The sequence below is a fragment of the Sphingobacteriaceae bacterium genome (genome assembly GCA_002319075.1).
GTDB lineage: Bacteria > Bacteroidota > Bacteroidia > B-17B0 > Aurantibacillaceae > Aurantibacillus.
In genome coordinates this window covers 381963-407948 of sequence record NVQB01000001.1, presented here as the reverse complement: position 1 = coordinate 407948, position 25986 = coordinate 381963, and the positions used below count along the sequence as shown (strand labels likewise).

The window sequence follows — 25986 nt, the reverse complement described above, 5'->3', positions numbered from 1 at the left end:
TCAAAGCCCGATTTGAATGGGCCTGCGTTATTATACCCCGTGGCCATTAAATTATAAAACGTATATTTATGCTACCCGTTTATATTGATTTTTTATAAAGATTGAAAATCTCTGCTTAAAACTGCTTTTAATGTTTGTGGTTTCTTACCCGTAATTTTTTCAATATCATCTGTTAATACACTTACCTCATTGTTCGCGATCAACGAATAAACGCTAATCATGTAAGGTGCAATAAAATCAGGAGCACCTGCGCTTTTAAGAACAGATGTATATTCTTCCGGACTCGGATTTGGATATACTATTGTTTTACCTGTTACTTCGCTTAGGATCTCTGCGGCATCACCGTAGCTTAATAAATCAGGACCGGTTAACTGGTATGTTTTTTTCTCATGCCCTTCTTCTGTTAAAACAATGGCCGCTGCCTCGCCAATATCATAAACATCTACAAAGCCAACTTTTCCAGTTCCGGCGGGCATATACGTAATACCACGCTCTTTAATATTATCCCATTCATAGCTTTTAAAATTCTGAGAAAAAAAAGAGAGATTGAGAATGGTATAATCAAATCCTTCATCCTGCAGTTTTTTAACAAGAGTAACATGAAACGGTAATTCTTTTACCTTTTCCATAGCAAGGGCCGAAACGTATACAACGCGTGTAATATTTTTCTTTTTTAAAAAATCAATAAACGGGGAAATGAGCTCTACAAGATTCAAATTTAAGGGTGGGCCCAATAAGAAAACTTTATTCACGCCTTCGGTAGCTGTTTCGTAAGTAGATGGATCTCCGAAATCAAATCGTACGAGAGTAGTACCCGGAATTTTTTCTGCTGCCTGTTTTGTGTCGCGAACTCCTGCTACAAAGGATGTGTTTTTGTTTTGAAGGCCTTTAATTAGTGCCTGGCCAATCGTACCAGTAGCACCTGTTACTAAGATTTTGTTGTTCATTTTTTTTGTTTTTTAGAGATTAATAGTTACTTTTAATAACTCAAAACTAAATAGTAACTAATGAACAAACAAGAGGGCACACGGGCATCACAAAGTAACACTGGTGTAACTATTAGGGGTAACAAAGACACAGCGGCTGAAAAAAAATATAAAGAAATTTTTGAGGTAGCCCAGACCACGCGCTTTCAAATATGTCCCATAAGAGACATTATTTCAAGAATCAGTGATAAATGGAGCATGCTTTCTATCCTTGCGCTCGGTGGATTTGGAAAAATGAGATTTAACGAATTGAAGAATAAGATCGGTGATGTTTCTCAGCGCATGCTAACCGTTACACTGCGCAATTTAGAAGGTGATGGATTAATTACCCGGAAAATTTATCCTGAGGTGCCGCCGAGGGTAGAATACGAACTGACGGAGCTGGGTCAGAGTTTACTGGCGCAATATGCCGTATTTGCGGAATGGGCTTCCATAAATGGTGAGATTATAATTAAATCAAGAAAGAAACATGCTGCCTGATAGATAGTATTAGTTATAGCTTCATTAAGTTGCAACGATCTATTTTGTTTTACCGGAATGCATTTCTGCAGTTCCGCCAAAGGCTCTTTGTAGCACTATAACAAAATCGCTCCCGCATTACTAATGATGTGCAATCTCATAAATACAGCAAAAAATAGTATCCGTGTGTTGAGGGTTGTTTATACTCTGCTTCCTGAAAAGAATCATTTACTACTTTGTTTTGGATGATTGGCCTTAATAGCTAGTTCAGCTAATTTTACGGTTTCTTCAATTCTTTTTTTTCTCGTTTCAGGTTTCTTCGCATGCAAGATCCATTCAAGTATGCCTCTTTTAGCGGAACGGGGAAAATTTGAAAAATTAAGCCGGGCTTTTTTATTTTTTTTGAATAAAGTTTCAAGATCCTTAGGTAGTATAATTTTTTCAACATCATCCAGGGCTGTCCAGGTTCCATTTTGCTTTGCAAGATCAATCAGATACTGTCCTGAAGCAGTCATCAAACCATCCTTTATTAAGTTTGCTACTTTGTCTTTGTTGACTTTGCTCCAGTTACTTTTCGGATTTCTTATTGAAAAAAACTGGTAATAACTCTCATCATCTCTTTTATTTGGCTTGCTATCAATCCAGCCAAAGCATAAAGCTTCATCAACTGCTTCCGGATAATAAATACTGGGAACATTGCTTTCTTTACGATAAATAATCAGCCAAATGCTTTTTTCATTCTTATGATTTTTCTCGAGCCATTTGCGCCAGGCTTTTCTGTCTTTCGCATAAAAGGTTTGTTTTCCGTTTTCAAGCATCGTATTTTTTTGAAATTATTAAAAACTCAAAATTCAAATATAATCCCTATTGTTGGTGTAGCCGAAAGATCATCGTTTTGCAGAATAACCGGTATAGCATTTGACCCATCGTTTTTAACCGGATTGCCATCTGTTGTCTCAAACCCGGTATTATCAGCGTTCCTTTTAAAAGTATAGTTTGGCGCGCTTTGCTGACGGAACAATAAGATGTTTTGGACATCAACGAATAGATCTAAAGAAGTACGTTTAAAGTTAAATTTTTTATCTACCCTTAAGTCCAGCTGATTAAAAAGATCAAGTCGTTTTGAATTTAATTTTGAATAATCTAAAACACCGGTTCCCAGCAGTAAATAATTTTGCTGTGATGCAGTTAAGTCAAACGGAGTGTAAGGCAATCCGCCGGATAGCCTGTATTTTAAACCCAATTGCCAGTTCTTTTTAAATTTATAGCCAAGAGTAGCAGAAATCAGGTGTTGGTTATCCCAAGAAGAAACTATTAATTTGTTGTCTGATCCTGAAAAGGTGCTTCTCACAAAAGTGTAGCTGAATACATAGAATATTTTTTTCACTAATTTTTGTTGTACAAAAAATTCAAAGCCATAACATTCTCCTTTACCATTACTGTTTATTTTTTCACTTCCAATAGAGCCAAAGTCGGCACCCTGATTAGCTAATGAAATGCCATTTGCTGCTGATACCGGGTAACTAGCGTACTGCTTATAAAAACCCTCTACCGTAAAGCGCAGGCTTTCATTTGGTAAAAATTGAGTTCCTATTACATAATGATTGGATTGAATGTACTTCATGGATTTATTTACCAGGACATTATTTGCATCGCGGTAACCCAAAGTAGTGTAGGTTGGAATTTTATAATAACTGCCAATAGATCCGGTTATGTCAAACTTTGAACTTACATGATAGGCAAGCGATAGGCGGGGAGATAAAGTATTGAGTGGATTGTTGCCATCTATTATAAAGCTGTTCATGTCTGTTCTTAAACCAAATGATACCAAGAGTTTTTGATTTAAAATATTCTTTGCAACGGTTGCGAAAGCGCCATATTTAAAAAACTCAATAGCGCTGTTAAAAGTGATTTTTGTGGCTGGTGCTATTTCGTTTCCCAGTGAATCAGATAATGCATTTGTAACCTGGCTAAATAATTTGGTGTTATATTTCACATACTGGGCCATAACACCACCACTGATTTTCCAACCATTAACATATTTATTGATGTCCCATCTGAATTTATTTTCAATTTCCTGTGAGCGTAATTTAAAAGTGCGCTTATCTTCTAGTTGTTTGTCATCTTCAAATTTATCCAGCGCGTTATTAAACATGTTGCGGCTCACCGTAAAATTCATAAAACCTTTATCGATCAAACGTTTTAAAGAAAAGCCGGTAGTGTAATTCCATTGATTAATGTAGGGCAATGATCTGGTGATATAAATGTTTTCAGGACTTGAGTTTTTCGGTGTCGCAAATGCAAACTCATCTATGCCGCCAATTCCAATCGCAGTAAGTGTTGTCTTATCATTAAACTTGTGTGTGACTTTATACTGAAAATCCCAAAAATTTGGACGGATAGGCAAATCAATTAATTCAAAAAGGTATTGCAGATACGATCTTCTTGCCGATGCTAAGAAGTTTGTTTTTTTTCCTAAAGGACCCTCCAGTGTTGCAGCAGCTTCTGTTCCTGCTATTCTCAGGTTGCCTGATAATTTTTCGGGGTTCCCTTCTCTTTGTTTAATAATGAAAGTGGATGCAAGTGCATTGTCGTATTTAGCGTCAAACGCACTTGAACTTAATTTAACGTCTTCAATAAATGATACATTTAAAATGCCCGTAGCCCCACCGCTGCTTCCCTGCGTTTGAAAGTGATTTAAAACAGGAATTTCAACGCCGTCGAGATAATATACATTTTCGTTTGGTGCGCCACCCCTTATAATAATGTCATTTCGTGCCGCACCTCCCGCAGATCCGCCAACACCCGGCAAAGTTTGTATCACTTTAGAAACATCGTAGTTTCCTCCAGGATTACTTTTAATTTCTTCAGTGGTTAACTGCTGAACCGACAGCGGTGTGATCATATCTGTTGCAACCGCCGATTTTCCTTTATCAAAGGTTACTTCAACCTCCGATAATTCAGAAGAAGAGGGCTCCATTTCAAAATTGATAATTTGAGCATTGCCAGAAGTAACAACGATGTTTTCTTTCAGAATGGTGGAATAGCCAACAAAAGATGCTTTGAGGCGATACGTGCCAACAGGTACGGTTAATTTATAATTACCATCAATATCTGATGACACACCCGTAGTAGTTCCTTCGATAAAAATGCTTGCCCCAATAATATACTCCTGTGTATTTTTATCTTTTACATTGCCCCTGATAACGCCATTAATCTGGCTCCTGGCTCCTAAAATGAGAATAAAGTTTAAGCATAGGGTTAAATAAATTTTAGTCATAGTTTTAAAATTTAGATTGTTTTTGTTTCTTAAGTTCAAAATTAGAACAATATTGTATAATAAAGGTTAAAAAATATGTTAAATTCTAGCAAAATGATTAAATTTGGTACAAAATCATACTAATTAAGAAGATGGATTATGCGTTGTTAAAAGTAGTATTAGAAAAACTTCATAGTTACGAGGAGTCAGCCGTGGATAAAAAACAAATTGATTTAAATGGATTTGTAAACTTTTTAGCAAGCTCTGACGTGAGGCAATTTGAAAGTAATCATTTAATGAGCGGTGATGAAACAGCAGCGGAAAGAGACGAACGTGTCAAAATTCACGATACTCCCAGTACAATAGAAATAGCGATCTCACAAAATATTACTTATTTGTACCGCTACGCAAAGCAGTACACAAAAAAAGCTTTGAAAAATTCAGAGCTTAAAACAACAGATGAGTTTACTTACCTGGCCACCTTATTAAATTTTAATAGATTGAGTAAAATTGATTTAATCAATAAAAGTGTGCAGGAAAAAACAACAGGTATGGAAACTATTAAACGACTTCTGAAAAATAATTTGATAGAGCAGTTTGATAATCCAGGGGATCAGAGGAGCCAACTTGTGCAATTAACTGAGAAAGGCAGAGGGGTGTTATTTAGTGTGTTTCAAAATATGAGCTTAGTTAGTAAAGTCATACCCGGTGATTTGACCACCAGCGAAAAAATGCAATTAGCCTACCTGCTTAAAAAGCTGGATAATTATCACCACGACCTGCACGTGAACAAAAAAGGTGAAGACCTAAAAGATCTTATTTATAAAGGTGAATAAATTTATGTAATTCAAATTCATGACAGAGCTAACAGCCTTTATAAAATCACGCATTGATATTTCAGAGAAGGATTTGCAAACTATACTTGCCCATTTTGAACAGTGAACAATTGAAAAAGACAGATTTGTCGTAAAAAAAGGACTCAACAGTTTGGCAGACAAATTTGGGAAGATGCTTTTCTTAAAGTTATAAATGGCATACTTAGCTACCAAACTATGACAGCGGAGGAACGTTATCTGACCATGAAGAAACAGTCTGATCTTTTACAGAGGGTGCCATTAAAATAACTTGCCTCTTATTTAGGTATCATTCAAACCTCATTAAGCCGACTTAGAAAAGGTATTAAATAAGTCATTAATTGCCATTTGATAATTTTGTCGGCATGCATTGAAGCTAATTTTGTGCATCCTTTAATATCATCAAATGAAAACAAAAACATTTAAAGGTCTCTTAGGTTTTTCAATATTTTTCTTAGCTCACTTGTTTTTTGGAAATCTTTATGAGGAAATGGTCCTGGGTCCGAATCAATTGAATTCATATAGGGCGCTTAAAAGTTGGCAGGGCTACTTTATAATTACTAATCAAATTTATTACTATGTACCTTTTACGCAAATAGCAGTGATCATTATTTGGATACTCTATTTTAAATCAACAAACCCAAAGGAAAGCAAATGCTAAAAGTTGCAGGTAGTTATGGTTTCTTTTCGATTGCAATCACCGTATTAATAATTACTCAATTAAACCTCAAACTTTTTTTTGGCGATTTGGAAAAGTACAGAGAAGATATTTTTTCTTTGTCAGTGATATGGCTGATTGGAAAAGGCATTCGCCTTTTACTAGTTGGCACTACATTGTATTACACAGTTAAAACTTATCTTTTGAGAGACTATTTAAGGTTTACGAAAAGTAGTGCTGATGATTTGTAAAAGCATTAAAAACGGCTGGTAAAATTTACTCTTTCCTAAAAGTACCTTATGTGACAAGATACTACTATTTATTTTTTTTTAGAACCACAAACTTCCAATAACTCTTAATGATCAGTAGAAATGAAACAGGCTTAACGCCTAATTGCATGTTGCCTTTTGATATATCGGCTAAGCGTTTCCAGTGGCTTACTAAATCTTTATAAGCCTTATGAAGAGTTAAAGAGGGATCGTAAATATGGCCGGGCTCTGAACTTGCGCCATTGAGCTCCATAATCCGGATATTTTCTCCCCGATACAAATCCTCAATGCTCTTTACCTTCAAATCAAATCTACCATAGTAGAAACCTTTAATGGGTATGCATACCTTGTCAAATACGGCATTTAATTTTTCGTTAATTAAAAAATTATTGTCAATAAATTTTGTTCCCCTGCAATGGTTACCAATCGGTTCCAGTAATTTTACTTCCCCCTCTTTAAGAACAATTTTCATTTTGTTCTCAAGCTCCTTACTTAAACGTTCAATTTGAAATCTTGCCCGCAGACTTTTTTGCATTAATTCTTTAATGGTGGATCTCCCATCTCCGGTAACACTCAAGAATTCCTTTAAAGTGATTGAGCTTACTTTTCCTTTTTGAGAATCGGGCATTCTACTATATAAAACTCCCAATTCAATCGTGTAATCAATATACTCTTGAATGATGTATTTCGTTTTTGATTTTACATTATAAAGGATAAGCTCTTTTTGGTCGTGAATTAAGGTGACATGATTTCCTCTTTCGCCTACATCAGGCTTTGCAATTACCGGATAGCCCAGGCCAAGTTTCTTCATTTGATGTAACATAGATATAAAATCAATAGAATTGTCAACAGCAACAGCTTTTGGTAAATATTTTTTGTCTATCAAATCTAAAATTTCTGTTTTGCTTTCGCCATAAAAACCACCCAGCTCTATTCCAGGATTAGCTGCGGTGAAATAGGCGAGGGATTTATTTTTTAAGGCCAGATAGAACCAATAAGGAAGTATAGGCAGGTAAAATAACCACCAGGGCCAGTACTCGTACCTGCTGAATTTTGCAATAAATAATGGTAGTCTCATTAACAATTAATTACTTTACTTTTATGAAGATTTTTATTAATAATGTCTTCATAAATAATATCTGTGTGAGATAAATTTTTATGAATGCAGCAAATACTAACGGTTTTTTTTGTACTTCTATTAATTATCAAATCGTTGTCGCTGGAACCATTGCCGCCAAAGTGATGAAAAAATAAAATTGTCTCTGGTGTATAAGCAGTGTTTTTACTTAACCAAACTTCAAACCATTTTTTTCTTTCTTCAATTACTTCATTGCTATATAATGTAACTGAAGACCAAATTTGTGGCAGAGAGGAATCGTGTGTTATTAGTTCTACTTTTTCTTCATCCCACTTTAATTCGTAAAGTTTTACTTTCTCGGTATTTGAGCAAGAATAAGCAAGAATAAGAGTGAAGGGTTCTATTCCTTTAAAATCATAAAGTTTTGCGAACTCTTCTGGTTCGTTGTAAAAATAAAAGTCTAACATCATTAAGCCCCTGCTTTTTTTGTAAGTTGATTTGGGTATATGTGCTTTTTTTGCTCCGTTCAACAAACAAAGTGTGTAGCCTTTTACATCATAAGCTATCCAGGTACCGTTGGCTTTTTGATCTTTTGGAAAAAAGATTCTTCTGTTATTAACCACATACTCCTGAACTGGCAAAGCTGATAACCTGCCTACGTCTTCATCTCTATTAGAAGTGAGTATAAATTCTCTTTGATTAAATGGTAAATACGTAACTGTACACATACTCTGTTAAATTACCTTGTGAGATTTTAAATACTGAATAGTTGAATCGGCATATCCGAAGTTTGCAGATAAATTAATGTAATTGAAATGCAGTGGGATAACAATACTTATGATGGCCAAATGATGTACTGTATGTTCAATATTGTAGGTGATTTCTCTATAAACGGATGACTCCATAGTTATATTTTGATCCTGGTAGTTCGACACCAGCAGAACTCTTGTATTGCCTTCTATTTTCATTAAAGTGTCAATGATTTCAGTAATAAAATCTTCCGTGTACTTCACATTTTCTTCTAAAAGAAGATTTCTTTTTCGTGTATCGTAATTTACAATAGTGTTACCCGTATTAAAGAGTAAACACTCATAAAATTCTACAATATGTCTGATATGTTTTCCAATCGAGGCGCCCTTAAGCGTTGTAAGTGCAGAAGTGTAGTCTTCGTCTTTAATTTGCGACAAAATAGATTGCACGCTCAAAAGTTGTTTTATGGCTTCTTGTTTTAACATCTTATTTTTTTGTAGCATTCACGGCAATTGTTATGGTGGCGTTATCAGATAAAATCCTGCTCGATTCGCCAACCCCAAGGTCTAGCCGATTAATAATAAATGCTCCTTTGATGATTGCTTTTCCTTCTTTTTCTGTAAATGTGAAAGGAACAAGAACATATCTGGTTTTGCCTTTTATAAATAGTTTAAAATACCCTCTGAAACTGCCGTCGGCTTCTTTTTCAAACAGTGTAGCTTTCATGCTGATAGTTGGAAAGGTGGCAACATCAAAATACTCAGTTTTCTTCAAATGATCATCCCGGCTTTCATTGCCTGTATTTACTGATCTGGATTCTATAGTGGCAGCCATTGAATTACCATATCCTTTAGCCGGGTCGAAAAATATTTTCGCGATGAAGCCACTAAATGTGCCATCAATCGTAAATCCTGCATTCTTAATTTTGAATTTAACGCTCGAAGAATTTACAATCCATTCTTCGTTTTGCATTGTACTTGTTTTAGAAATAAATCCAAAACCAACTATGCTTAAAACTATAAACACTATTTTTTTCATCGCATTATCTGAAAGGAGAGAATGTAATGCCAACTAAACCCATCAGTGATTTATTTCTCCAACGATCATTATTTAAACGTAGTTTATTTTTTGTTGTATATTCTGTAAACAGAAATGATGCTCCAGCTCTTATCGCCCATTTTTCATGAAACCAATATCTAAAATACACTTCTGAATTTAACCCTCCTATATCGTTATCGCTTACCAGCAAAAGGTTGTAGCGGGTTGGAGAGGCTGTATGAAAAGTCTCACTCTCGTCAGATTGGTAGGCAATATATTTTCCGGTGGTACTTCCTCCAAAGGAAAATCCAGCTGCATCAATATTAAAGCCAATATCAAGTTTTCCTTTAATGGTATATTGTAAATTGATACTCACATTTAAAAGATTGTTTTGAGCCCTTGAAACAAAAAACGTATCTACGTTTTCGTAATATATTTTAGAAAATAGAACCTGCGGCCCGGTTTCTTTAGAAGTTAGTATTGCGGGGGCAGTTACATAGTTTAAATTTTTTCCGGCCTGCGAGGTAAAACGAATACCATATCCAATCTTAAAGCGTTTTTTTTTAGAGATGGAATGAAACTTTACCCACGACAGTGCTCCTGATGATTGATTACCATTGGTTGAGAATGCCAGATCAAAATTATGATTGTAGTTATAACGTTTCTTTTCAACTCCAGGGGCTTGAGCCGAAAGTCCTGATACAGTTAGTAAGAAGGATACCAGTAGTGATAAGTATTTTGACATAATTATTTTTTTTGAATGAACTTGTGATGCATAACTAAAAAATCATGAGTGAACTAATTATTGCCAAAGGTGACACCAACCTGCCAGGATCCGTTTAAGAGTGTCCTTTGGTTTGAACCTGCTGTTCGCTCATAAATTGTAGCCTGGTTATTATTTGTACAAAGAACAACATTAACTTCATTTTAAATTGTCACCTAACCGACATTTTAATTACTTTACCTTTAAAAGTAAACGGGCAGGGCACTCATATACTTACTAATTGTTTCCGGATTCATGTAGCGCTCTCGCTTTCCTTCTGGAGAATTTGAACCGCCCCATTGCTTCAAGACAAGTTTGACCCTAACTTCCTTACTCCAACTCAATAACTGAAAACCCAAACCGTGATCGATACACCTTTTGTCTGTGTCGCATTCAAATGTATCAATAGCTCTCCGACTCAGATGCATTAAAAGTAGTTTCATAAAGTACCTGCCTCTTTTAGATTGGTAAAAGGATATATGTGCTAATTCGTGACCAATAACTCCAACCTGAGAATTGAAAGTTAAATTTTTCAATAGAATAGGGGTCAGTTTTACCAGTGTAGAATTACTAATGGTTATAAGATATTTTCTTTTAGAGGGTCTTCTGAAAATTGCCCAGAATGTTGGCCTTGCGGCAAGTGGTGAAATAGTTTTTTTGATTCTGAACTTTATTTCTGCCCCGTAAAGTTCAGGATAATACTGTAACGCAAGATGAATAGCAGTGTTAAATTCGCCAGGAATAATTTTATTCAAATACACTGTGTCGTACTTCAGGTAAAAAGCTGTAGAATCTTTGTAGAAGAACCGGTTTATCTTTTGAGCGAAAGTAACCTTCGTAAAAAACAGCAGGATAACCAGTTGCTTAAACTGCCTCGGAAAAAACCGCGCATGAACCCTGCCAATCTTTAGTAGTGCCATAATCAATTCTGAGAGTAGTCTTCTCTTTTTTATTTGCCCTGATTCTTAAACCAAATCCCTCATCGTAATGAAGTTGATTCAAATTTAAGTTTGAAAAAGTTGGCAATACGTCGTCTACCCGACATTAAAGTCGTATTGTGCTTTTTACATTTGTTTTGTAACTGGAAAACTCCAAAGCTTACTTGTAATTATTTAAAACATCCTATTATGAAAAAATCTAGTTTACTTTTTGCATTTATTTATATAGCTCAGATAGGCTTTTGTCAAGTACCAAAAAAAGTGGTGGTTGAGCATTTTACAAATACCAAATGCAGCATTTGCGCTTCCCGCAACCCTGGGTTTTATACTAACTATACTGCGCAAACGGATGTAATTCATTTAGCGGTGCATCCAAGCGCTCCCTACAGCGGCTGTGTTTTAAGTCAGCACAATGTTTTAGAAAACGACGCGCGCACTAATTATTATGGTGTTTATGGTGGTACGCCAGTGCTGGTAATACAAGGCGTTCCTGTTTCTACTTCTGTAAATTATGGATCTTCTTCCATTTTTACGCCGCATTTAGGACAAATGTCTCCCGCGAGTATTACTATTCGTCAGACAAAATATGGTAACGACTCTATCAGATCGCGCGTTGTAATTAAAACGGAAGCCATGCATTCCTTAGCCGGATTAAGCTTATTTGTGGTTTTGGCTGAAGATACTCTCAATTACACAGGATCTAACGGAGAGCCCGTGCATTTCGACGTATTCAGAAAATCACTGACGGGCGCAACGGGTTTAAATATCTCCTTACCCGCTTCAGTTGGAGATTCAGTTGTCTATTCCATGTCTTCGACAGTAAATGCTGCATGGAATTTTTCCAGAATTTTCACTTTGGCTATACTTCAGGAAACAGCAACTAAAGCAGTAGTTCAAGCTCAATCCATCTCTGCAGGAACTAATAATACCACCACAGGTATTTCTAATCTGTATTTATCAAATACAACTATTAAGGCATATGTAACTGACGCTGGCATTTTGGTAAAGCAAGATAAAATTTTGGAAAATGGTTCTATGACTTTATATGATATTACCGGGAGAGTTTTACTTAGTAAAGTTTTAGATAGCAATAGCGAGATTATTCCTCTTCCTGAAATTTCAGCAGGCATTTATTTGTATGCTTTAAAGTCTGGAAATTCTATTGTGAAAACCGGTAAATTAATTATTCAATAATTTATTGGCAGCAGAGCAAATTGCCATGAAGCCTGTTTTTCAGTTATAAGCTCTTGAGACCACTAGTTAGACTCTAGAGGCGGATCGTATGTTTCTAATCAAGATAAATGATAGACTAATGGCTACTACTTACAATCTGACGGGAAATAAAATTAACCCTTTCATAGGGTAGTGGCGGTTTTTGTATTTCACCTTTTTTTTCTTAAAACCAAAACGAAAAGCGCTATCAAAAACGAAAACGGAAGTGGTAAAATTTTTTGTGTTTCTACCTGAAACTAAATACACGTTTTAGGAATGGTAATACCTGTTTTCTTTCTAAAAAGAAACACAACAAACAAGCCAGTAAAACAATAAGACAAAGAGCGAACAAATAACCGCCATCACCCATAACCTCAATGCCCAGTTTAGTCATATGTCCTATTAAAGCCCCTGTCATTAAGCCTATACCCATCAAAGCACCTGAAAATCTAACGGAAGGAATGAGTAATAAAATGGCAGCAATTAATTCTGCAACACCAACACCAATTCTTCCATAAGGTTCTAATCCGAGTTGCGTGAAAATATAAACGCTTTCAGGAGCCGCGCTAAATTTAAAATAGAGCGTTTGGAGCATTATTATCGAAGCTACCAATGCTGAGATCCAGGAAATAATTTTTGTGCTTTTAGTCATATTACTTATTTAATTTCAGCCAATTTTCGTTGGCTTTTTTAGTTAAGTTTTTCTCGTCCTTATTCCACTTTGGTAAAGTGTTATTAAAAAAGGCATTGTAAAATAAATATAATTTGCCGTCTATTATCTTATATGTTTCAGGATCTACTTCCACTTTTTCGCCTGTAGCCCCCATAGCATAAGCGCACCAGCCGCCATACACAGGTTCAAATTTTGCGGGAGAAGCTTTAAATAAGGCCATGTTTTTTTCTGAAACAAAGCGGTAGGTTATTCCGTTATAGTTATAAGAATAGGCACTTGAACCTGTTTTGGCGGTACCTAAAAAATAATTAACCGGATCATAGCCCTGAAGTGCAATGCCTGATTTATCAGTATTGAAATTTTTTACCCGTAATCTTACTTCCGTGCTTAAAGTCTGGGCAACAATCAAATTATGGATAACAAGAGTAAAAAAGAAGAATATTTTTTTCATGATTAAAATGTAAAGCTTAATTGGAGCATCGTGAAAAACACACCGTTAAATCTACCACACTCTCCTGTTCAGACCCCTCAGGTACAAGGTTTTTTGTGCCATTTTTTGAATGTAAATGAATGCAACCTGAAGCGGTATGAGCATTACTTGAGAAATCAGAATGAGCATTCAGAATTGCAATACTTGTATCGGAATTCGTATCAGGAATTTTTTCATTTTCCTTCTTTTCACCAACTGTAAATTGCAAACAAAGAGTTAAAATAATTACACTACCCGGCATACTTCAGATTTGTATGCTAAACTACTGTAAGTCGTTAAATGAAAATGTCGTTTAAAAGACAGTTAGAGTTCTTTTATATTGGGAATAATCACTTTTTTTCGGCCTTCATATACAAGTTTACCTTTTTCAACCAGCCTGTTTATTATTGTAGTAACAGATTGCCGTGATGAAGCCGTATAGTCAGCAATGTCCTGATGATTTAAAAGCATTTCCATTTCGATGGAGGTGCCATTGCTTTTCCCGTGATGTTTGGCGTATACTTTAAAAAAATCAAGCACTCTTGTATTCACATCTTTAAAAACCAAATCTTCATATTTTTGCTGAAAAGTGAGTAATTTTTCATTCACTGCGTTGGCATATTTTAAAGAAAGCGTCGGGTTATTTTGTAAGACATTGAGGAAATTAGGCATTTCAAAAAAGCAGAGTTTTACCTGATCGCTTAGTACTTTGGCGTATTCATGACTGGTTCCAGTACTATTCAGATGCCCGAAAATATCACCTTCTGTTAGCATTTCCGTAATTATTTCTTTACCAGATTGATCTTCCCGACAAATTTTTACTGTTCCAACCTTTAAAATAAATATTTTTTTTACTTCAGATTCCGAAAAATAAATAACATCATTTTTTTCTGCATTTTTCATATTAGACACAATGCATAAGCTTTCAATTTCCTTTGAGTTAAGTTGATCAAAGAGCTTGTGATTCCGTAAATACCAATATTTATTGTCTTGAGTCATTTTATAAAAAAATCACGAATTAATCAGCATCCAAATTTGATGTCCTGCCAATGCAAAAAACAATAAAGATAATGCTTTAAAGTAGTAGTCGTTGTGCATGTATTTTAAAACTTTTTCCCTGTATTTATTTACAATGTGTATAAAAAATGCCAGGAGCATAAACGCTCCAACTCCTGAGCCTAAGATGTACGAAAATTTTTCGAAGTTGGATTTAATTTGAAGAAATGGGATTGAATTAAAATAGATTTGAATGAATACCCAGAATGGTAATAACTGAGGATTTAAAACTGCCAGTGAAAAGCCTTTAAAGATAGCTTGTATGGCTTGTTCAGTTGAACTCGTTTCGTTTTGAAGTGCAATGGGTGATTGTTTTTTGAAATAAAAAATAAAACCAACCAGTATCAGCATGATTATGAAAACAATTTTTAGTAAAAAAATCAACGATTTATGTTCCAGTAAATAACTATTTGCAAATACGGCTAAACCGCAGTAAATGAACTCAGGGATACATCCGCCAATGGCAACACAATAAGCCGTTCTTTTGCTTTGATATACTACTGAATTAATAACAAACAGATTTACAGGACCCAGTTGTAGAGACCCTAAAAAACTCACCAGGCCGGAAAAAATGAATATAAGAAGTAGTGAAATCAAGCAGCACTTTCAGATAAAATTTGAGATTTTTTTTCATCTCAATGGCAAAAGTACTGCAAGCAGTTCATACTTACAATGGTAATTGACTATGAACATAGATTAAAGATTAATTTTAAATTAATACTGCGGGCTGTAACTTGGTACGGAAAGCAGTAACGAACTCTTTTAAAAACTATAAGAATCTTAATGAAATCGATCCCTCACTTTTGTGCCTGGTCCCTGGAAGCAAGCTTTAGCCCTTTTTTTGTTCACCATTTTATGCATTAAAGCAGAAGGGCTTTATGCGTTATGTTGGAAATTTCACATTGACAGACCCCACTTGTTCAAAAAAATAGACCCCAGCATTTATGTTCTGGCGCTGTTTATTTTAAAGGTCATTGCTCTGATTTTTGGAGGGTTCTATTTTTATCGGAATTTAGGGGTCTGATAGACTGGAATTTCCAGTCAAACGCATAAATAATGCAAAGATGCAGATTGACAGCGCTAATTCGGTGCTTTCAGATCTTAAAAAATACTCTTTTAAATCAGGAATTGAAGTTGAAGTCATTAATCAGCAGTTGCTTGTTAAAACAGAGCAAGTGAAATCCAAATCTGATTCTTTAAAAGGACTGATCAAAGCAAACCTTGCCAAACTAGATAGCCTTGCACCATGAAAAATATTTTAATTATTCTCTTCGTTTTAACGAAGCTCTCAGGTTTTGGACAAACGAAAGTGATTATTCTTACAAAAGAGAATTTAAAGAAGGCTCAAACCTTTCCAAAAAACCATTCTCTGACAATTCTGTGCGATAGTGGTGTTGTTGTGTTCGAGAAAACACGATATGACGAATTTAGTAAGTTAACACGAGAAAATATCAAACATTTAGAAAGCCTTGCCGCAAACAACGATTCAATCGCCCAACTTAACTTAAAAGCCTTGGCAGATGTAACAGCCATAACCAAAGCTTTAATTCAAAATGTGAATACTTCAGTTGACAGTGCCAGTGTTATTTTAATAAGTACAAGAGAAAACTTAAGTGGTACAATAAATAATTTAAATGCTGCAAATGCAAACCTCAAAGAAACACAAGCCATTTTGGAAAGAGAGAAAAAAGAAAAGTGGAAAAAGCTCGTCTCTTGGGGAGCAGGGGGGTTTTTAGTTGGAGTTTTAGGTACGGTAATTATTTTTACTTCCAATTAGCGGCGCTTTAGTTTCGATTAATGCTGCGTGATAATTTCTAACCTTTTTGTAAAAGTTTCTAACGTGTTGTAGTGCTGTTAGCTCTTCTGTAATTCCTGGATCTTTTTTATAGGTCCGTTTTTCAGGTTCTTCCTTTTTCGCAGATGAGAGTTCTTCCTCAATACCTCCAATGTAATCCAGTAGTACTTCCATATTTACAAAATTAATAAAGTCATTATAAATTGAGCGGTTTAGGAACTGCTCCCGGATATTAGGCTGGCTGTATAAGTGCCAGTGTTTTGTTTAAATCCTAAAACTAATACCCTTCAACTCAATTATTTGTGATCAAACTCACAGCAAGAGATGACGAATATCAGCTGCTAAGCTCCTTTACAAGCCTAAGTTTGTTCTCAACCAAAGGGAAGCGGCGCTAAAACTTACCTGCGGTTGAATAACTCCGCTATGAAAACAGCTGTGTATAGCATCCATGAATTTGAAAATGAGCATCTCCTTTCGGCGAATGACGGGAAGCATGAACTAATATTTATTCCGCAGACCCTGACAGAGGCAACTGTGAACCTTGCGAAGGGTTGTGAAGCAATTTCGGTTTTTGTAAGTGACGATCTGAAAGCCGAAAATCTTATGGAGCTCCAACGCCTTGGGGTTAAGTATATCACTCTGCGCTCGGCGGGCTACAATCATGTTGACATGAATACAGCCCACAATCTTAACATCGCTGTTGCCCGGGTTCCGGCCTATTCACCTTATTCGGTAGCTGAACATGCAATTACCCTCATGCTCGCGCTCAATAGAAGAATAGTTCAGGCGAATAACAATACACATCGATTAAACTTTTCATTGAACGGTCTTGTGGGTTTTGATATGAAAGGAAAAACAGTAGGCATTATAGGCACAGGAAAAATCGGTTCAGTGGTATCAAACATCCTTTACGGCTTTGGATGCCGCATGCTAGCCTTCGATAATGTAAAAAATTCTTCTTTAGCAGAAAATTATAATGTGGAATATACAAGCCTTGAGAAGTTATGCTGCGAGAGTGATATCATCACACTTCATCTCCCACTAACAAAAGAAACAGAACATATCGTCAACGCAACAAGAATAAAGATGATGAAACAAGGCGTGATGCTAATCAATACAAGCCGGGGAAAACTGATAGATACAAACGAAGTTGTAAGCGCTCTGAAGTCAGGACACATCGGTTACTTTGGAATGGATGTGTATGAGGATGAAAGTCTCTTTTTCCAGGACCATTCCCCTGAAGTATTAAAGGATGATGTTCTTGCCAGGCTGATGACTTTCAGCAACGTGATCGTTACTGGTCACCAGGCTTTTTTAACGCAGGAAGCCTTAGCGAACATTGCGGTTACCACCATACATAACCTGGATTGTTTCGAACATAAAAAACAGTGCGTCAATTTAATTCTATGAGTATGGATTGCAACCTTGTTTTATCAGGTGGCGGCACGAGAGGCTATTCACAAATAGGCGTTATTCAAGGGTTGATGGAACAGGATATCAGCATCAGTGCCATAAGCGGAACAAGTTGTGGCGCCCTCATTGGAGCCTTTATTTGCGATGGATTCCATCCCAGTGAAATTGAAGAGCTGTTGATAAAAGAAGAACCGGAAATCGGGCTCAACTATTCCCGATTCTGGCACAATTTATTATCGTTTGATAATTATTCGCGGGTATTGAAAGCTAATCTTAGAAGCACAACCTTTGAAGCACTTAAAAAACCGCTTTATGTAAATCTTACAGATCTCAACACTGGTAAGCAAAAAATTGTCAGCGAGGGAAATATGCTGGAGGTATTAATTGCTACGGCCGCAATACCAGTTTTGCTCCCTCCATGTTTTATAAACGGTGTGCCTTATGCGGATGGGGGTTTGAGTAACAACTTGCCTGTAGAACCTTTTATAAATTCCTCAAAGAAAATAATTGGGGTACATGTTAATCCAATTCCGGAATTCGATCCACATACGGGTATTGTTCATGGTATTGACAGATCACTGCATTTGCTCATGCGCAACAGTGTGTTAAAAAACATGGATTTTTGCGATGTATTTATAGAACCACCGGCATTGAAAACACATCACTTATTTGAATCGAAAAAGACGAAAGAATTAATAACCATCGGCTACGATTATGTGACGAAAAACATAGATCTGTCGAATTTAAAATCCGTAAAATGAAATTAAAATTTATTGGCGCCACAGAGGGTGTAACAGGAAGTAAACATTTACTTATAACGGAAAAGGGGAAACATATTCTCTTAGATTGCGGATTATATCAGGGTATGGGAAAGGATACCGACGCGATGAACAGGAACCTGGGAGTAAACGCTGCTGAAATTGACGCGGTTATTCTTTCACATGGGCATATTGATCATTGCGGTAATCTTCCAAGCCTTGTAAAACAAGGGTTTTCAGGTAAGATCTATTGCACACCTGCAACTTTTGATGTATGTGGCATATTATTACTGGACAGTGCTCACATTCACGAAAGTGACATCCGGTTTATAAACCGCCGAAGAAAGAAAAATGGCGAGTCTGAAATCAAACCCCTGTATAGTGTTCGTGAAGCAGAGAAATGTCTTAAGCAGTTTAAAGCAATTCCATTTGATACCGACTTTCATCTTAATGATGAAATCGCCTTTCGCTTTAAAGAAAACGGCCATATCATTGGCAGCGCCACCGTAAATGTGATTGCCAACGAAAATGGAAAAACTACCCGGCTTGCCTTTACAGGTGACATAGGCAGATACTCTGACCCTTTGTTGAAACCACCGGCAGTTTTTCCGCAAGCTGATTACATCATTTGCGAATCTACCTACGGTGATCGCTTGCACGACCCTTTAGTTGATGCTGAAGATAAGTTACTTGAAATTCTGCAACGCACCTGTGTCGATAACAAAGGTAAGTTGATTATACCGGCTTTTAGTTTGGGAAGGACGCAGGAGATCCTGTACCTTTTTGACAAACTCAAGAAAAAAGGACATCTTCCCGATGTGAAACTATTTGTGGATAGTCCGCTCTCAACAAAAGCAACAGACCTTGTGCGTAAGCACCCGGAAAGCTTTAACGAAGAATTGAGAGCATACATAACAACAGATCCCGATCCGTTTGGTTTTGAAAATCTAACTTACATACAGGATTCGGAAGAATCAAAAGCCCTGAACGCACTTGAAGAACCTTGCGTGATTATTTCTGCCTCAGGGATGGCGGATGCCGGGCGCGTGAAGCACCACATTGCCAACAGCATCACTCAATCGAAGAATACCATTTTACTAATGGGTTATTGTACACCTACATCTTTAGCAGGTAAATTACTGCAGGGAGTAACGCGCGTTCATATTTTTGGAGATTATTTTGACGTGAAAGCTAACATTGAGAGTATCAAGTCTCTAAGTGCGCATGCAGACTATGCCGAGATCCTTCGCTATCTTTCCTGCCAGGATAAAAACATTGTAAAGAAAATCTTCCTGGTTCATGGGGAAGCGGAAGCAAAAACAGCACTGCAAAGTAGGATAACTACGGAAGGATATAAAGATGTTTGCATTCCACTAAAGAGTGAAACCTATAGTTTACAATAACGGATCTTATTTAAAAAAAAGATAAGCAGGCTGCCAACCTGCTTATCTTCACTATGTAAAATAATATTAACGTGTAAACTCAATCACATTGGCGCTTACCGTTAGTGTCCGGCGAATGTAATAAGGTGTTATAAACACATAGTGTTCTTCCGTTAAAATATTTACCAGCGCTTTTGAGGTGTTTAGAAGATTGGCCTTAGCAAGCATATCTGAATAGGCCTTTTCATAAAGTTGTTGTTTTTTTAATCCGCCAATAAATACGATGTATTGCACGTAAGCGGTTCCTGCTACTTTATCCACTACTTTAAAATTGTTTGTAGATAGGTGCACCTGCGTATTATTCAGATTATGATTACCAATGGTTGCGTAGTTAACACCACAGGAGCTGAGAGTTATTATAGCACAGAGTGCCAACGAGACAAATAGTTTTTTCATAGTGTGTTGTTTTAAATCCCTGTACGGAATAATTAGTAAGTGCTTGTTTTTACTATTTATGCATGTTCTGTTTTCTTTTTCTGGTCGAATAATTTTTCTAGCAGACCCGGTATTTTTTCAAATGCCGCACTCAGACCTTTGTTTGCACGTGCAGGCACAAACTGAATTTCATTCCCGTGTGTCACAAGAAATCCTACAGGTCCCATACCAAGACCAGCTGCTCCACCTACACCTGTTCCTTCGCCTTCTGCCTGGTTTTTCGCATTGCCTTTTCCTTCGCCGCTTCCGCCGCCAAAGCCTATACCTACAGACATAACAGGCACACAGGTAAATTCTCCGAGTTTAAATTGTTCGCCGATAATAGTTTCTGTTTTTGCTTCTGATTTTAAAAACTCAGTTACTTTGCTGAGTACTTCATCTAAATTGTTCATTTGTTATTTGTGTTAGATCCACCTTTAAGATGGATTGGTTTTTAATTTTGAGCTGATCAACGCCCAGCCCATTCTGGCGATACTATTTTTTACAACGAGTATTAGAACTGTATTTCCGTTGAAATTGATACGAACCGTTTTTCCGCTATACCCACTGAGCCAATAGAAATAAGGAAAGAGTATGCCGTTCAGCGGCATGTCTCCAAAATCCACGTCGAGGTAGAAGGTTTTTATTTTAAAACTTTGCAGGAGTTTTATTAATTGATGATAAGATAAGTTTCTACGTTTTTGCGGAGATGGAGATAGCGGTTCTCTAATTACCACTTCTTTGGCAGCACCACTATTCTCTAGCGTGATCGCTCTTTTCCAGCCTGCTATCTTTAAGATCAAAGCCGGATCATTTTGTGTATTCAAACTCAGAGATGCTAGTTTATGAAAACGAAGTCTATATAGGTCGCGTGTTGTATCTATCTCCAGGTAAAAAGGAGCCACTATAATATATAAGCAGAGTGTTATAAGCAGTCCTATTACTATCAGGAGAATTGTCATGTGTCTGTTATTATGCTCCCGTTTTTATTTCCAGGAACGTATTTCATCTGAATTTGGAAAGCAGGAAACTTTCAGGCAACTAACTTTGTTGTGAAGTTTCCAGCCAGCGGCAAAGAAAAATAAACCTACTGCCCCCAGAATGGCGTGTAATGCATTGAACTGAACAAGCATAATAACTTGTACCAGGATCCATCCTGTTAACAGTATCCCCTGAATCATTACGAATAAGTATGCATTGCGCCATTGGTTGAGCAAAAACATGGCGGTGAAAATATTTGCCAGTCCGTTTACCAGGAATAATATCAGCCCCGGGATAAAAAAATCATGAAAGGGTGAATGACGCAACAGTGCGATGGAAATGTTTAAACCTTTACCGCTAGGGTCGGCGATAAACGAATAACCCGCCATTAAGGCATTTACCGCCACAGCGAGTAACAGGATGATGATTGCAATTCTGAGCTTATTCATGAGCCTTGATTAAGTCGTTTAATAACTGTTCAAAGGTAGTGTGAGGTCCGGCACCAGTCCCTGATCCTGGTCACTCGTTTCTGTGATCGTTGCCAGCAATGCCCGTGAATCGGGTGATCAAGATCATCTGAAAAAGTGCGCAGCCTCACAGAGTGTTTTATAATCAGACAGTAGTTTTGATGATAAGAGATCCTCATGAAATTAAATAAAGAATGGCACCTGAAACATAAGATGCCTAAAAATCCGACAACTGATCAGCGTATAGCCTGGCACCTGGAACATCAGCAACATTGTTCGTGCCGCAAGATTGAAGGCAAGCTGGCGGAAGAAATGAAAAAAAGAGGAATAAAATTATAAAAGCTTAAATGAAAAACTTCTGCATTATTTTATTCTTTTTAATTTTCTCCGGCGCATGCAAAGAGACAGGTGATACAGGTTAGTGGAGGATTTCAGTAAGTAATGAAGAAGGAAAGATTATTATGTTCGCTGATATTGGAATCATACCTTTTTACGGAGAGATTCATTTTACTTAGGTAGTTCATTAACGAAACAAAAAATAAATAAATAAATAAAATGAATTTTAAAGAACTGATCAATTCCGACAAACCTGTACTGGTAGATTTTTTTGCAGAATGGTGTGGCCCTTGCAAAAGCATGGCGCCAATCCTTGAAGAAGTGAAACTTAAGCTCGGTAATAAAGCGATCATTGTAAAAGTGGATGTTGACAAAAACCCGGCGGCGGCGCAGGCTTACCAGGTAAAGGGTGTGCCTACGCTGATCTTGTTTAAGAAGGGGCAGGTAAAATGGCGACAATCGGGTGTTATTCCCGCGAGTCATCTAAAACTAATTATAGAACAAAGCAGTTAAGTAACTAAAGTACATGAGCCTCGTTTAATAAACGTCTCTTTAACTTTCACCCATATTGAGTCAGTGCACTCCAGGATTTATGAATTAGTCTAACGGCGTAAAATTATCCTCTTCGTCAAACAACTCCATGAGAGGTTCTGCTTCCTGCAAAATCAGGGTACCCTGTGTGTCAAATTTTAAATGATGCAGGGTGTTATCGTGGCTGATATCGACCCTGTAAAACGTTTTCCCGTTTTTATCTTTGAGGGTGTGAATCTCTGTCAAAAAATCTTCTCTGAAATTATTTTTAATATAATCAGATATGGGTGAGGGAATTATTTCCGGAGTAACTTTTCCGGAATGTGTATCTGCCTGGTATTTGTTCATGTTTTTTTAATTAGTAGTGTGTTAATGATCGAGATAATTGTTTTTCAATTTTTCCTGGCAGTAGGTTTTACTGTTTTTTTAGTACTCTTGTTGGGAGCATATCTTTTATTAACTGCCTGTAGTGTCTTCAATAGGTTTTCGGAGGCTGAAACACTTGCACCCACAGATTTTGTTCCGCTATCCATGGAATGATTGATAACACTGTGCAGAGATACAATGCCCTTCAGCATTCCATTGGCGTTTGTTACCGGAAGGCGTCCCACCTGGAACATTCTCATTTGGCGAAAGGCGGTGGCTACAGAATCGTCTGTTTTTACGGTGTATATATCTTTAGGCATAATTTGAGACACTGTTCTTTTTGCATCGGCCTTACCGTGCTTTTTCGCCATAGAAAGGCAGATATCACGATCGGTGATGATTCCAAGCACCTTTTTGTTTTCATCCACAACGGGCAGCGCGCCGCAGTTGCCTGCTTTCATAAGCTTTGCTGCTTTACGTAATTTTGTGTCAGTAGTACAATACTTCAGAGCTCTGGATGTCATTATCTCACTTACTTTCATGGCTTTTGTTTTTAATGTTGTTTTGTAAGTGTAAAGTAACAGAGACTTTCTTACGCTTTAAATGTCAGCCGTCATAGCGAGTAGTGATATTTGTCATACAGGCACCTTACCACTTTGTAATCATTGTCCAAAAAGTATGTGGATTGCAGGGTTAAATTCTTATTCCTAAGAGAATCATGGCATTTTTAGTTATTAAAAAGCCCTTCAAGATTTAATACACAATTTCGTTATTATGTCATCTGAATATTTATATCTTTATATTCCCACTTATGTCTTTACCACATTATAAAGCAACATTTATACATGAAGAATTCTTTAGCGACGGCACAACCAAACCGCTGTTGGTAGAGGCTTTTAATGGCGGAGGTTTGCGCAGACTGGGAAGATTACCTTTATTGTGTTAAAAGCAATTCAGGCCTATTGATCAATGCTTTAAAGCGAAGTGTCCTATGAACAACAGTATTGCATATTCCATATTAAAATATAAGCATGTCGACAAGCTTGGCGAATCGATTAACCTTGGGCTGCTTTTTATTTTTCCTGGCACAAATGTGGTTGAGTTTGTATTTCCTAAATCACTGCTGCGACTTAAAAAAGCATTTCCTGATGCAGAGATAGAGGTTATCAAATCTTACCTGGTTTCTTTCAGGCAAAAGAAAAAACAAATAGAAAAATTCATTCACAATTCTTTATTTGAATATGACCTCGTGCTGGAAGAGTTTTTTTTCCAGAATACAAGTGGTTCCTTGCAATTCGATAAATTTAATTTTGGCATCCTGATAAAAGATCCTGACACAACTATTCATCATTATTCTCAAACCTACTTGTCTGCCTACGAATCACCCGTTACTGAATTCAGGCACAAAACAGGAGGGCAGCTTATCAAAAAGCTGCAACATAACATCCTTAGCCGCAATCCGAAATTTGAAACCATCATTCAGGAAGAAAGAACGCCTCTGATCAACGGAAAAGTAAATTTTAGAGTAGATCTGAAATGGGAAAACAACACCACTCATTTTGTAAAAGGCTTAAGCCTTGATCTGGAAAGCGAAGAAGTGATCACTAATAAGGCCTTACTTATCCAAAACCAGCTTAACTATTTAAAGGGCGCTATCTCGGCCCGCAATGCAGGCATCGACCTTTTAATAGCTGCTCCTCAGGACAATAAATTTACTGAGGCTTACCAATATGCTTTGGAGATTTTAAATGCAGCTGATGCTAACCTTCATTTATATGAGGAAGTACAGCTCGATACTTACACGGATAAAGTTCTTGAAGAAGCGCATATCAGCTAAATCCTGTCTTTTAGTCTATTCTGTGAAGCATCTTATAAACTTCAACTAAGTCCACAACTCTTCTTTCTCCCAATCAGCATGAAAGCCCATGTACTCTTTATTTACGCTGGGATACTCCACAAACAAATTTTTAATTCTTTCTTTAAATTTAGACTTGGGGCTAATTTGCTTATTCAGAAAGAGCATGCATGAGAGCACCCCGTAAATTCTTTTATTCGTTTCGGCATCTATATGAGTTAGAAATCTTTTGTTTTTTCTTTCAGGAATCATTGGCTTAATTGGAATTTTCCTGTTCCATAATCTTGAATGATGCGCGCAGCAATTCCTTATGAAATTAATACTCTTAAACCACGATTCCAGTATAGGCACAACAGTGCCGTATTCGGCAGCAATCGCTTTTTTTTCGCCGGTATCTTTTAGGTTTTCAAAAATACTTGCGGTTTGACCAAAGGTGAAAATTTCAAATACCATCCACGATGCAGGTAAAGCTGGGTCTGTATACTTGCTATTATAATTTTTAATAAACAGATCACTAGTGTCTGTAGAATATTTTTTTACATCTTCAATTATTTTATAAAAAATAGCTTTATCGTTAAAATAAGAATCGTCTAAATACCAGTGCGAACCATACTTCAAAGCATACGTGTTACAAATAATTGCCCTGAAAGAAATTTCAATTCTTTCAATTTCGTGCAATAGAATCAGCTTTAACTTTTTGTCAAATAAATAATGTTCTAATACAGTGTCGAAGCTAACCGGAGTTTTAAAATTATGAGAACCGTCGTTTGATTGAAAGGGATACATATATCCAGTAAGACGATAATAACCTATTGTTTTGGTATACTTATAAAACCTTGCCTCATCATCAATTTTTAAGCCTCTCTTAATTAAAAGATGATAGTGCTCCTCATGGGTTTGAGGCGGTTTGTCGAATTTCATAAAAAGGGAAAAAAAAGACCCCTCAAAGTGCGCTTGAATCAGAGGCGTGAGGGGTTTGGTTAATACAAATGTATTACATTATTGTACAATTGTGTAATTGTGAAAGTTAAATAAGCGCAAGTTATGAGTATTTACCAGTTAATTTTATGATTATCAGTTAAATACGTACCAACTGAAAGAAACTGCTAGGCATGCAAAATTAGGTGAAATTTTTGTTGATTGGATTGTTAACACGTTTTTCAGCG

General features: G+C 36.6%; 34 protein-coding genes. 12 read left to right on the top strand and 22 right to left on the bottom strand.

The features are described from left to right. Positions 1-92 precede the first annotated feature (92 nt). Positions 93-947, bottom strand: a complete 855-nt coding sequence (locus CNR22_01945; protein PBQ30583.1) for a hypothetical protein — start codon at positions 945-947, stop codon at positions 93-95. Between the two features lie 60 nt (positions 948-1007). On the opposite strand from CNR22_01945, the gene CNR22_01940 reads away from it, so the two are divergent. Next, positions 1008-1466, top strand: coding sequence for a transcriptional regulator (locus CNR22_01940; GenBank protein PBQ30582.1), 459 nt, complete (start codon positions 1008-1010; stop codon positions 1464-1466). A 203-nt stretch (positions 1467-1669) separates the two neighbouring features. Here the strand turns inward: CNR22_01940 and CNR22_01935 are convergent, their stop codons facing one another. Continuing rightward, complete coding sequence (locus tag CNR22_01935; protein ID PBQ30581.1) at positions 1670-2263, bottom strand: hypothetical protein; 594 nt, start codon at positions 2261-2263, stop codon at positions 1670-1672. A gap of 26 nt (positions 2264-2289) precedes the next feature. Beyond that, on the bottom strand, positions 2290-4725 hold the full coding sequence (locus CNR22_01930; protein PBQ30580.1) for a TonB-dependent receptor: 2436 nt from the start codon (positions 4723-4725) through the stop codon (positions 2290-2292). Between the two features lie 131 nt (positions 4726-4856). Here CNR22_01930 and CNR22_01925 point away from each other — a divergent pair, with 131 nt between their 5' ends. The 3 genes from CNR22_01925 to CNR22_01915 all read left to right on the top strand — a co-directional run bounded on the left by CNR22_01925 (position 4857) and on the right by CNR22_01915 (position 6467). Continuing rightward, positions 4857-5540 carry a MarR family transcriptional regulator gene (locus CNR22_01925; GenBank protein ID PBQ30579.1) on the top strand — a complete coding sequence of 228 codons (684 nt, stop codon included), beginning with the start codon at positions 4857-4859 and terminating at the stop codon, positions 5538-5540. 424 nt (positions 5541-5964) lie between these two features. Continuing rightward, positions 5965-6219 (top strand): hypothetical protein, encoded by a 255-nt coding sequence (locus tag CNR22_01920; GenBank protein ID PBQ30578.1) that lies wholly within the window; start codon positions 5965-5967, stop codon positions 6217-6219. After that, entirely contained in the window at positions 6213-6467 is a 255-nt protein-coding gene (locus tag CNR22_01915) for a hypothetical protein (protein PBQ30577.1), read from the top strand. Before CNR22_01920 ends, CNR22_01915 begins: the two co-directional genes overlap by 7 nt. 64 nt (positions 6468-6531) lie before the next feature. Here the strand turns inward: CNR22_01915 and CNR22_01910 are convergent, their stop codons facing one another. The 6 genes from CNR22_01910 to CNR22_01885 all read right to left on the bottom strand — a co-directional run bounded on the left by CNR22_01910 (position 6532) and on the right by CNR22_01885 (position 11034). Next, the gene (locus tag CNR22_01910) at positions 6532-7563 is read right to left on the bottom strand and encodes a hypothetical protein (GenBank protein PBQ30576.1); all 1032 of its coding nucleotides are present in this window, start codon (positions 7561-7563) and stop codon (positions 6532-6534) included. After that, positions 7563-8291: a hypothetical protein gene (locus tag CNR22_01905; GenBank protein PBQ30575.1), complete on the bottom strand. Its 729-nt coding sequence runs from the start codon at positions 8289-8291 to the stop codon at positions 7563-7565. The genes CNR22_01910 and CNR22_01905 overlap by 1 nt, the downstream gene beginning before the upstream one ends. Positions 8292-8297: 6 nt before the next feature. After that, positions 8298-8816, bottom strand: coding sequence for a hypothetical protein (locus tag CNR22_01900; GenBank protein PBQ30574.1), 519 nt, complete (start codon positions 8814-8816; stop codon positions 8298-8300). Beyond that, positions 8800-9351 (bottom strand): hypothetical protein, encoded by a 552-nt coding sequence (locus CNR22_01895; protein ID PBQ30573.1) that lies wholly within the window; start codon positions 9349-9351, stop codon positions 8800-8802. The genes CNR22_01900 and CNR22_01895 overlap by 17 nt, the downstream gene beginning before the upstream one ends. A gap of 4 nt (positions 9352-9355) precedes the next feature. After that, positions 9356-10096: a hypothetical protein gene (locus tag CNR22_01890; GenBank protein PBQ30572.1), complete on the bottom strand. Its 741-nt coding sequence runs from the start codon at positions 10094-10096 to the stop codon at positions 9356-9358. Between the two features lie 221 nt (positions 10097-10317). Continuing rightward, entirely contained in the window at positions 10318-11034 is a 717-nt protein-coding gene (locus tag CNR22_01885) for a hypothetical protein (protein ID PBQ30571.1), read from the bottom strand. 207 nt (positions 11035-11241) lie between these two features. Here CNR22_01885 and CNR22_01880 point away from each other — a divergent pair, with 207 nt between their 5' ends. Beyond that, positions 11242-12246, top strand: coding sequence for a hypothetical protein (locus CNR22_01880; GenBank protein ID PBQ30570.1), 1005 nt, complete (start codon positions 11242-11244; stop codon positions 12244-12246). 265 nt (positions 12247-12511) lie between these two features. Here CNR22_01880 and CNR22_01875 read toward each other — a convergent pair whose 3' ends face one another. The 5 genes from CNR22_01875 to CNR22_01855 all read right to left on the bottom strand — a co-directional run bounded on the left by CNR22_01875 (position 12512) and on the right by CNR22_01855 (position 15059). Next, positions 12512-12916 (bottom strand): DoxX family protein, encoded by a 405-nt coding sequence (locus CNR22_01875; protein PBQ30569.1) that lies wholly within the window; start codon positions 12914-12916, stop codon positions 12512-12514. 1 nt (position 12917) lies between these two features. Continuing rightward, positions 12918-13388, bottom strand: coding sequence for a YHS domain protein (locus tag CNR22_01870; protein PBQ30568.1), 471 nt, complete (start codon positions 13386-13388; stop codon positions 12918-12920). 16 nt (positions 13389-13404) lie between these two features. After that, positions 13405-13668, bottom strand: coding sequence for a hypothetical protein (locus CNR22_01865; GenBank protein PBQ30567.1), 264 nt, complete (start codon positions 13666-13668; stop codon positions 13405-13407). Positions 13669-13730: 62 nt separating this feature from the next. Beyond that, complete coding sequence (locus CNR22_01860; protein PBQ30566.1) at positions 13731-14405, bottom strand: Crp/Fnr family transcriptional regulator; 675 nt, start codon at positions 14403-14405, stop codon at positions 13731-13733. 12 nt (positions 14406-14417) lie between these two features. After that, complete coding sequence (locus CNR22_01855) at positions 14418-15059, bottom strand: hypothetical protein (protein ID PBQ30565.1); 642 nt, start codon at positions 15057-15059, stop codon at positions 14418-14420. A 467-nt stretch (positions 15060-15526) separates the two neighbouring features. On the opposite strand from CNR22_01855, the gene CNR22_01850 reads away from it, so the two are divergent. Together CNR22_01850 and CNR22_01845 are read left to right on the top strand one after the other, a co-directional pair. Then, positions 15527-15712, top strand: a complete 186-nt coding sequence (locus tag CNR22_01850; GenBank protein ID PBQ30564.1) for a hypothetical protein — start codon at positions 15527-15529, stop codon at positions 15710-15712. Further along, positions 15709-16239, top strand: coding sequence for a hypothetical protein (locus CNR22_01845; GenBank protein ID PBQ30563.1), 531 nt, complete (start codon positions 15709-15711; stop codon positions 16237-16239). Before CNR22_01850 ends, CNR22_01845 begins: the two co-directional genes overlap by 4 nt. On the opposite strand, the gene CNR22_01840 is transcribed toward CNR22_01845, so the two are convergent. Further along, a complete protein-coding gene (locus CNR22_01840; protein PBQ30562.1) occupies positions 16207-16431 on the bottom strand; it encodes a hypothetical protein in 225 nt (74 codons plus the stop codon). The genes CNR22_01845 and CNR22_01840 overlap by 33 nt on opposite strands. Before the next feature lie 249 nt (positions 16432-16680). Here CNR22_01840 and CNR22_01835 point away from each other — a divergent pair, with 249 nt between their 5' ends. Genes CNR22_01835 through CNR22_01825 form a run of 3 tightly spaced genes read left to right on the top strand, consistent with a single transcriptional unit; the run spans position 16681 to position 19831 of the window. Beyond that, complete coding sequence (locus CNR22_01835) at positions 16681-17667, top strand: hydroxyacid dehydrogenase (protein ID PBQ30561.1); 987 nt, start codon at positions 16681-16683, stop codon at positions 17665-17667. Then, complete coding sequence (locus CNR22_01830; GenBank protein ID PBQ30560.1) at positions 17664-18431, top strand: hypothetical protein; 768 nt, start codon at positions 17664-17666, stop codon at positions 18429-18431. The genes CNR22_01835 and CNR22_01830 overlap by 4 nt, the downstream gene beginning before the upstream one ends. Next, positions 18428-19831 (top strand): MBL fold metallo-hydrolase, encoded by a 1404-nt coding sequence (locus CNR22_01825; GenBank protein PBQ30559.1) that lies wholly within the window; start codon positions 18428-18430, stop codon positions 19829-19831. The genes CNR22_01830 and CNR22_01825 overlap by 4 nt, the downstream gene beginning before the upstream one ends. Positions 19832-19897: 66 nt before the next feature. On the opposite strand, the gene CNR22_01820 is transcribed toward CNR22_01825, so the two are convergent. The 4 genes from CNR22_01820 to CNR22_01805 all read right to left on the bottom strand — a co-directional run bounded on the left by CNR22_01820 (position 19898) and on the right by CNR22_01805 (position 21714). Further along, on the bottom strand, positions 19898-20266 hold the full coding sequence (locus CNR22_01820; GenBank protein ID PBQ30558.1) for a hypothetical protein: 369 nt from the start codon (positions 20264-20266) through the stop codon (positions 19898-19900). 56 nt (positions 20267-20322) lie between these two features. After that, entirely contained in the window at positions 20323-20697 is a 375-nt protein-coding gene (locus CNR22_01815; protein ID PBQ30557.1) for a sporulation protein, read from the bottom strand. Positions 20698-20721: 24 nt separating this feature from the next. Continuing rightward, a complete protein-coding gene (locus CNR22_01810) occupies positions 20722-21111 on the bottom strand; it encodes a hypothetical protein (GenBank protein PBQ30556.1) in 390 nt (129 codons plus the stop codon). A 159-nt stretch (positions 21112-21270) separates the two neighbouring features. Next, positions 21271-21714 carry a hypothetical protein gene (locus CNR22_01805; protein ID PBQ30555.1) on the bottom strand — a complete coding sequence of 148 codons (444 nt, stop codon included), beginning with the start codon at positions 21712-21714 and terminating at the stop codon, positions 21271-21273. 573 nt (positions 21715-22287) lie between these two features. Between CNR22_01805 and trxA the strand changes: the two genes are divergently transcribed. Continuing rightward, positions 22288-22581, top strand: a complete 294-nt coding sequence (trxA, locus tag CNR22_01800; GenBank protein ID PBQ30554.1) for a thioredoxin — start codon at positions 22288-22290, stop codon at positions 22579-22581. An 84-nt stretch (positions 22582-22665) separates the two neighbouring features. On the opposite strand, the gene CNR22_01795 is transcribed toward trxA, so the two are convergent. Together CNR22_01795 and CNR22_01790 are read right to left on the bottom strand one after the other, a co-directional pair. Then, complete coding sequence (locus tag CNR22_01795) at positions 22666-22947, bottom strand: hypothetical protein (GenBank protein ID PBQ30553.1); 282 nt, start codon at positions 22945-22947, stop codon at positions 22666-22668. A gap of 44 nt (positions 22948-22991) precedes the next feature. Then, a complete protein-coding gene (locus CNR22_01790) occupies positions 22992-23507 on the bottom strand; it encodes a hypothetical protein (protein PBQ30552.1) in 516 nt (171 codons plus the stop codon). 449 nt (positions 23508-23956) lie between these two features. On the opposite strand from CNR22_01790, the gene CNR22_01785 reads away from it, so the two are divergent. Further along, positions 23957-24802, top strand: coding sequence for a hypothetical protein (locus tag CNR22_01785; protein PBQ30551.1), 846 nt, complete (start codon positions 23957-23959; stop codon positions 24800-24802). Positions 24803-24847: 45 nt separating this feature from the next. Here CNR22_01785 and CNR22_01780 read toward each other — a convergent pair whose 3' ends face one another. Beyond that, positions 24848-25741, bottom strand: a complete 894-nt coding sequence (locus CNR22_01780) for a hypothetical protein (protein PBQ30550.1) — start codon at positions 25739-25741, stop codon at positions 24848-24850. Positions 25742-25986 lie beyond the last annotated feature (245 nt).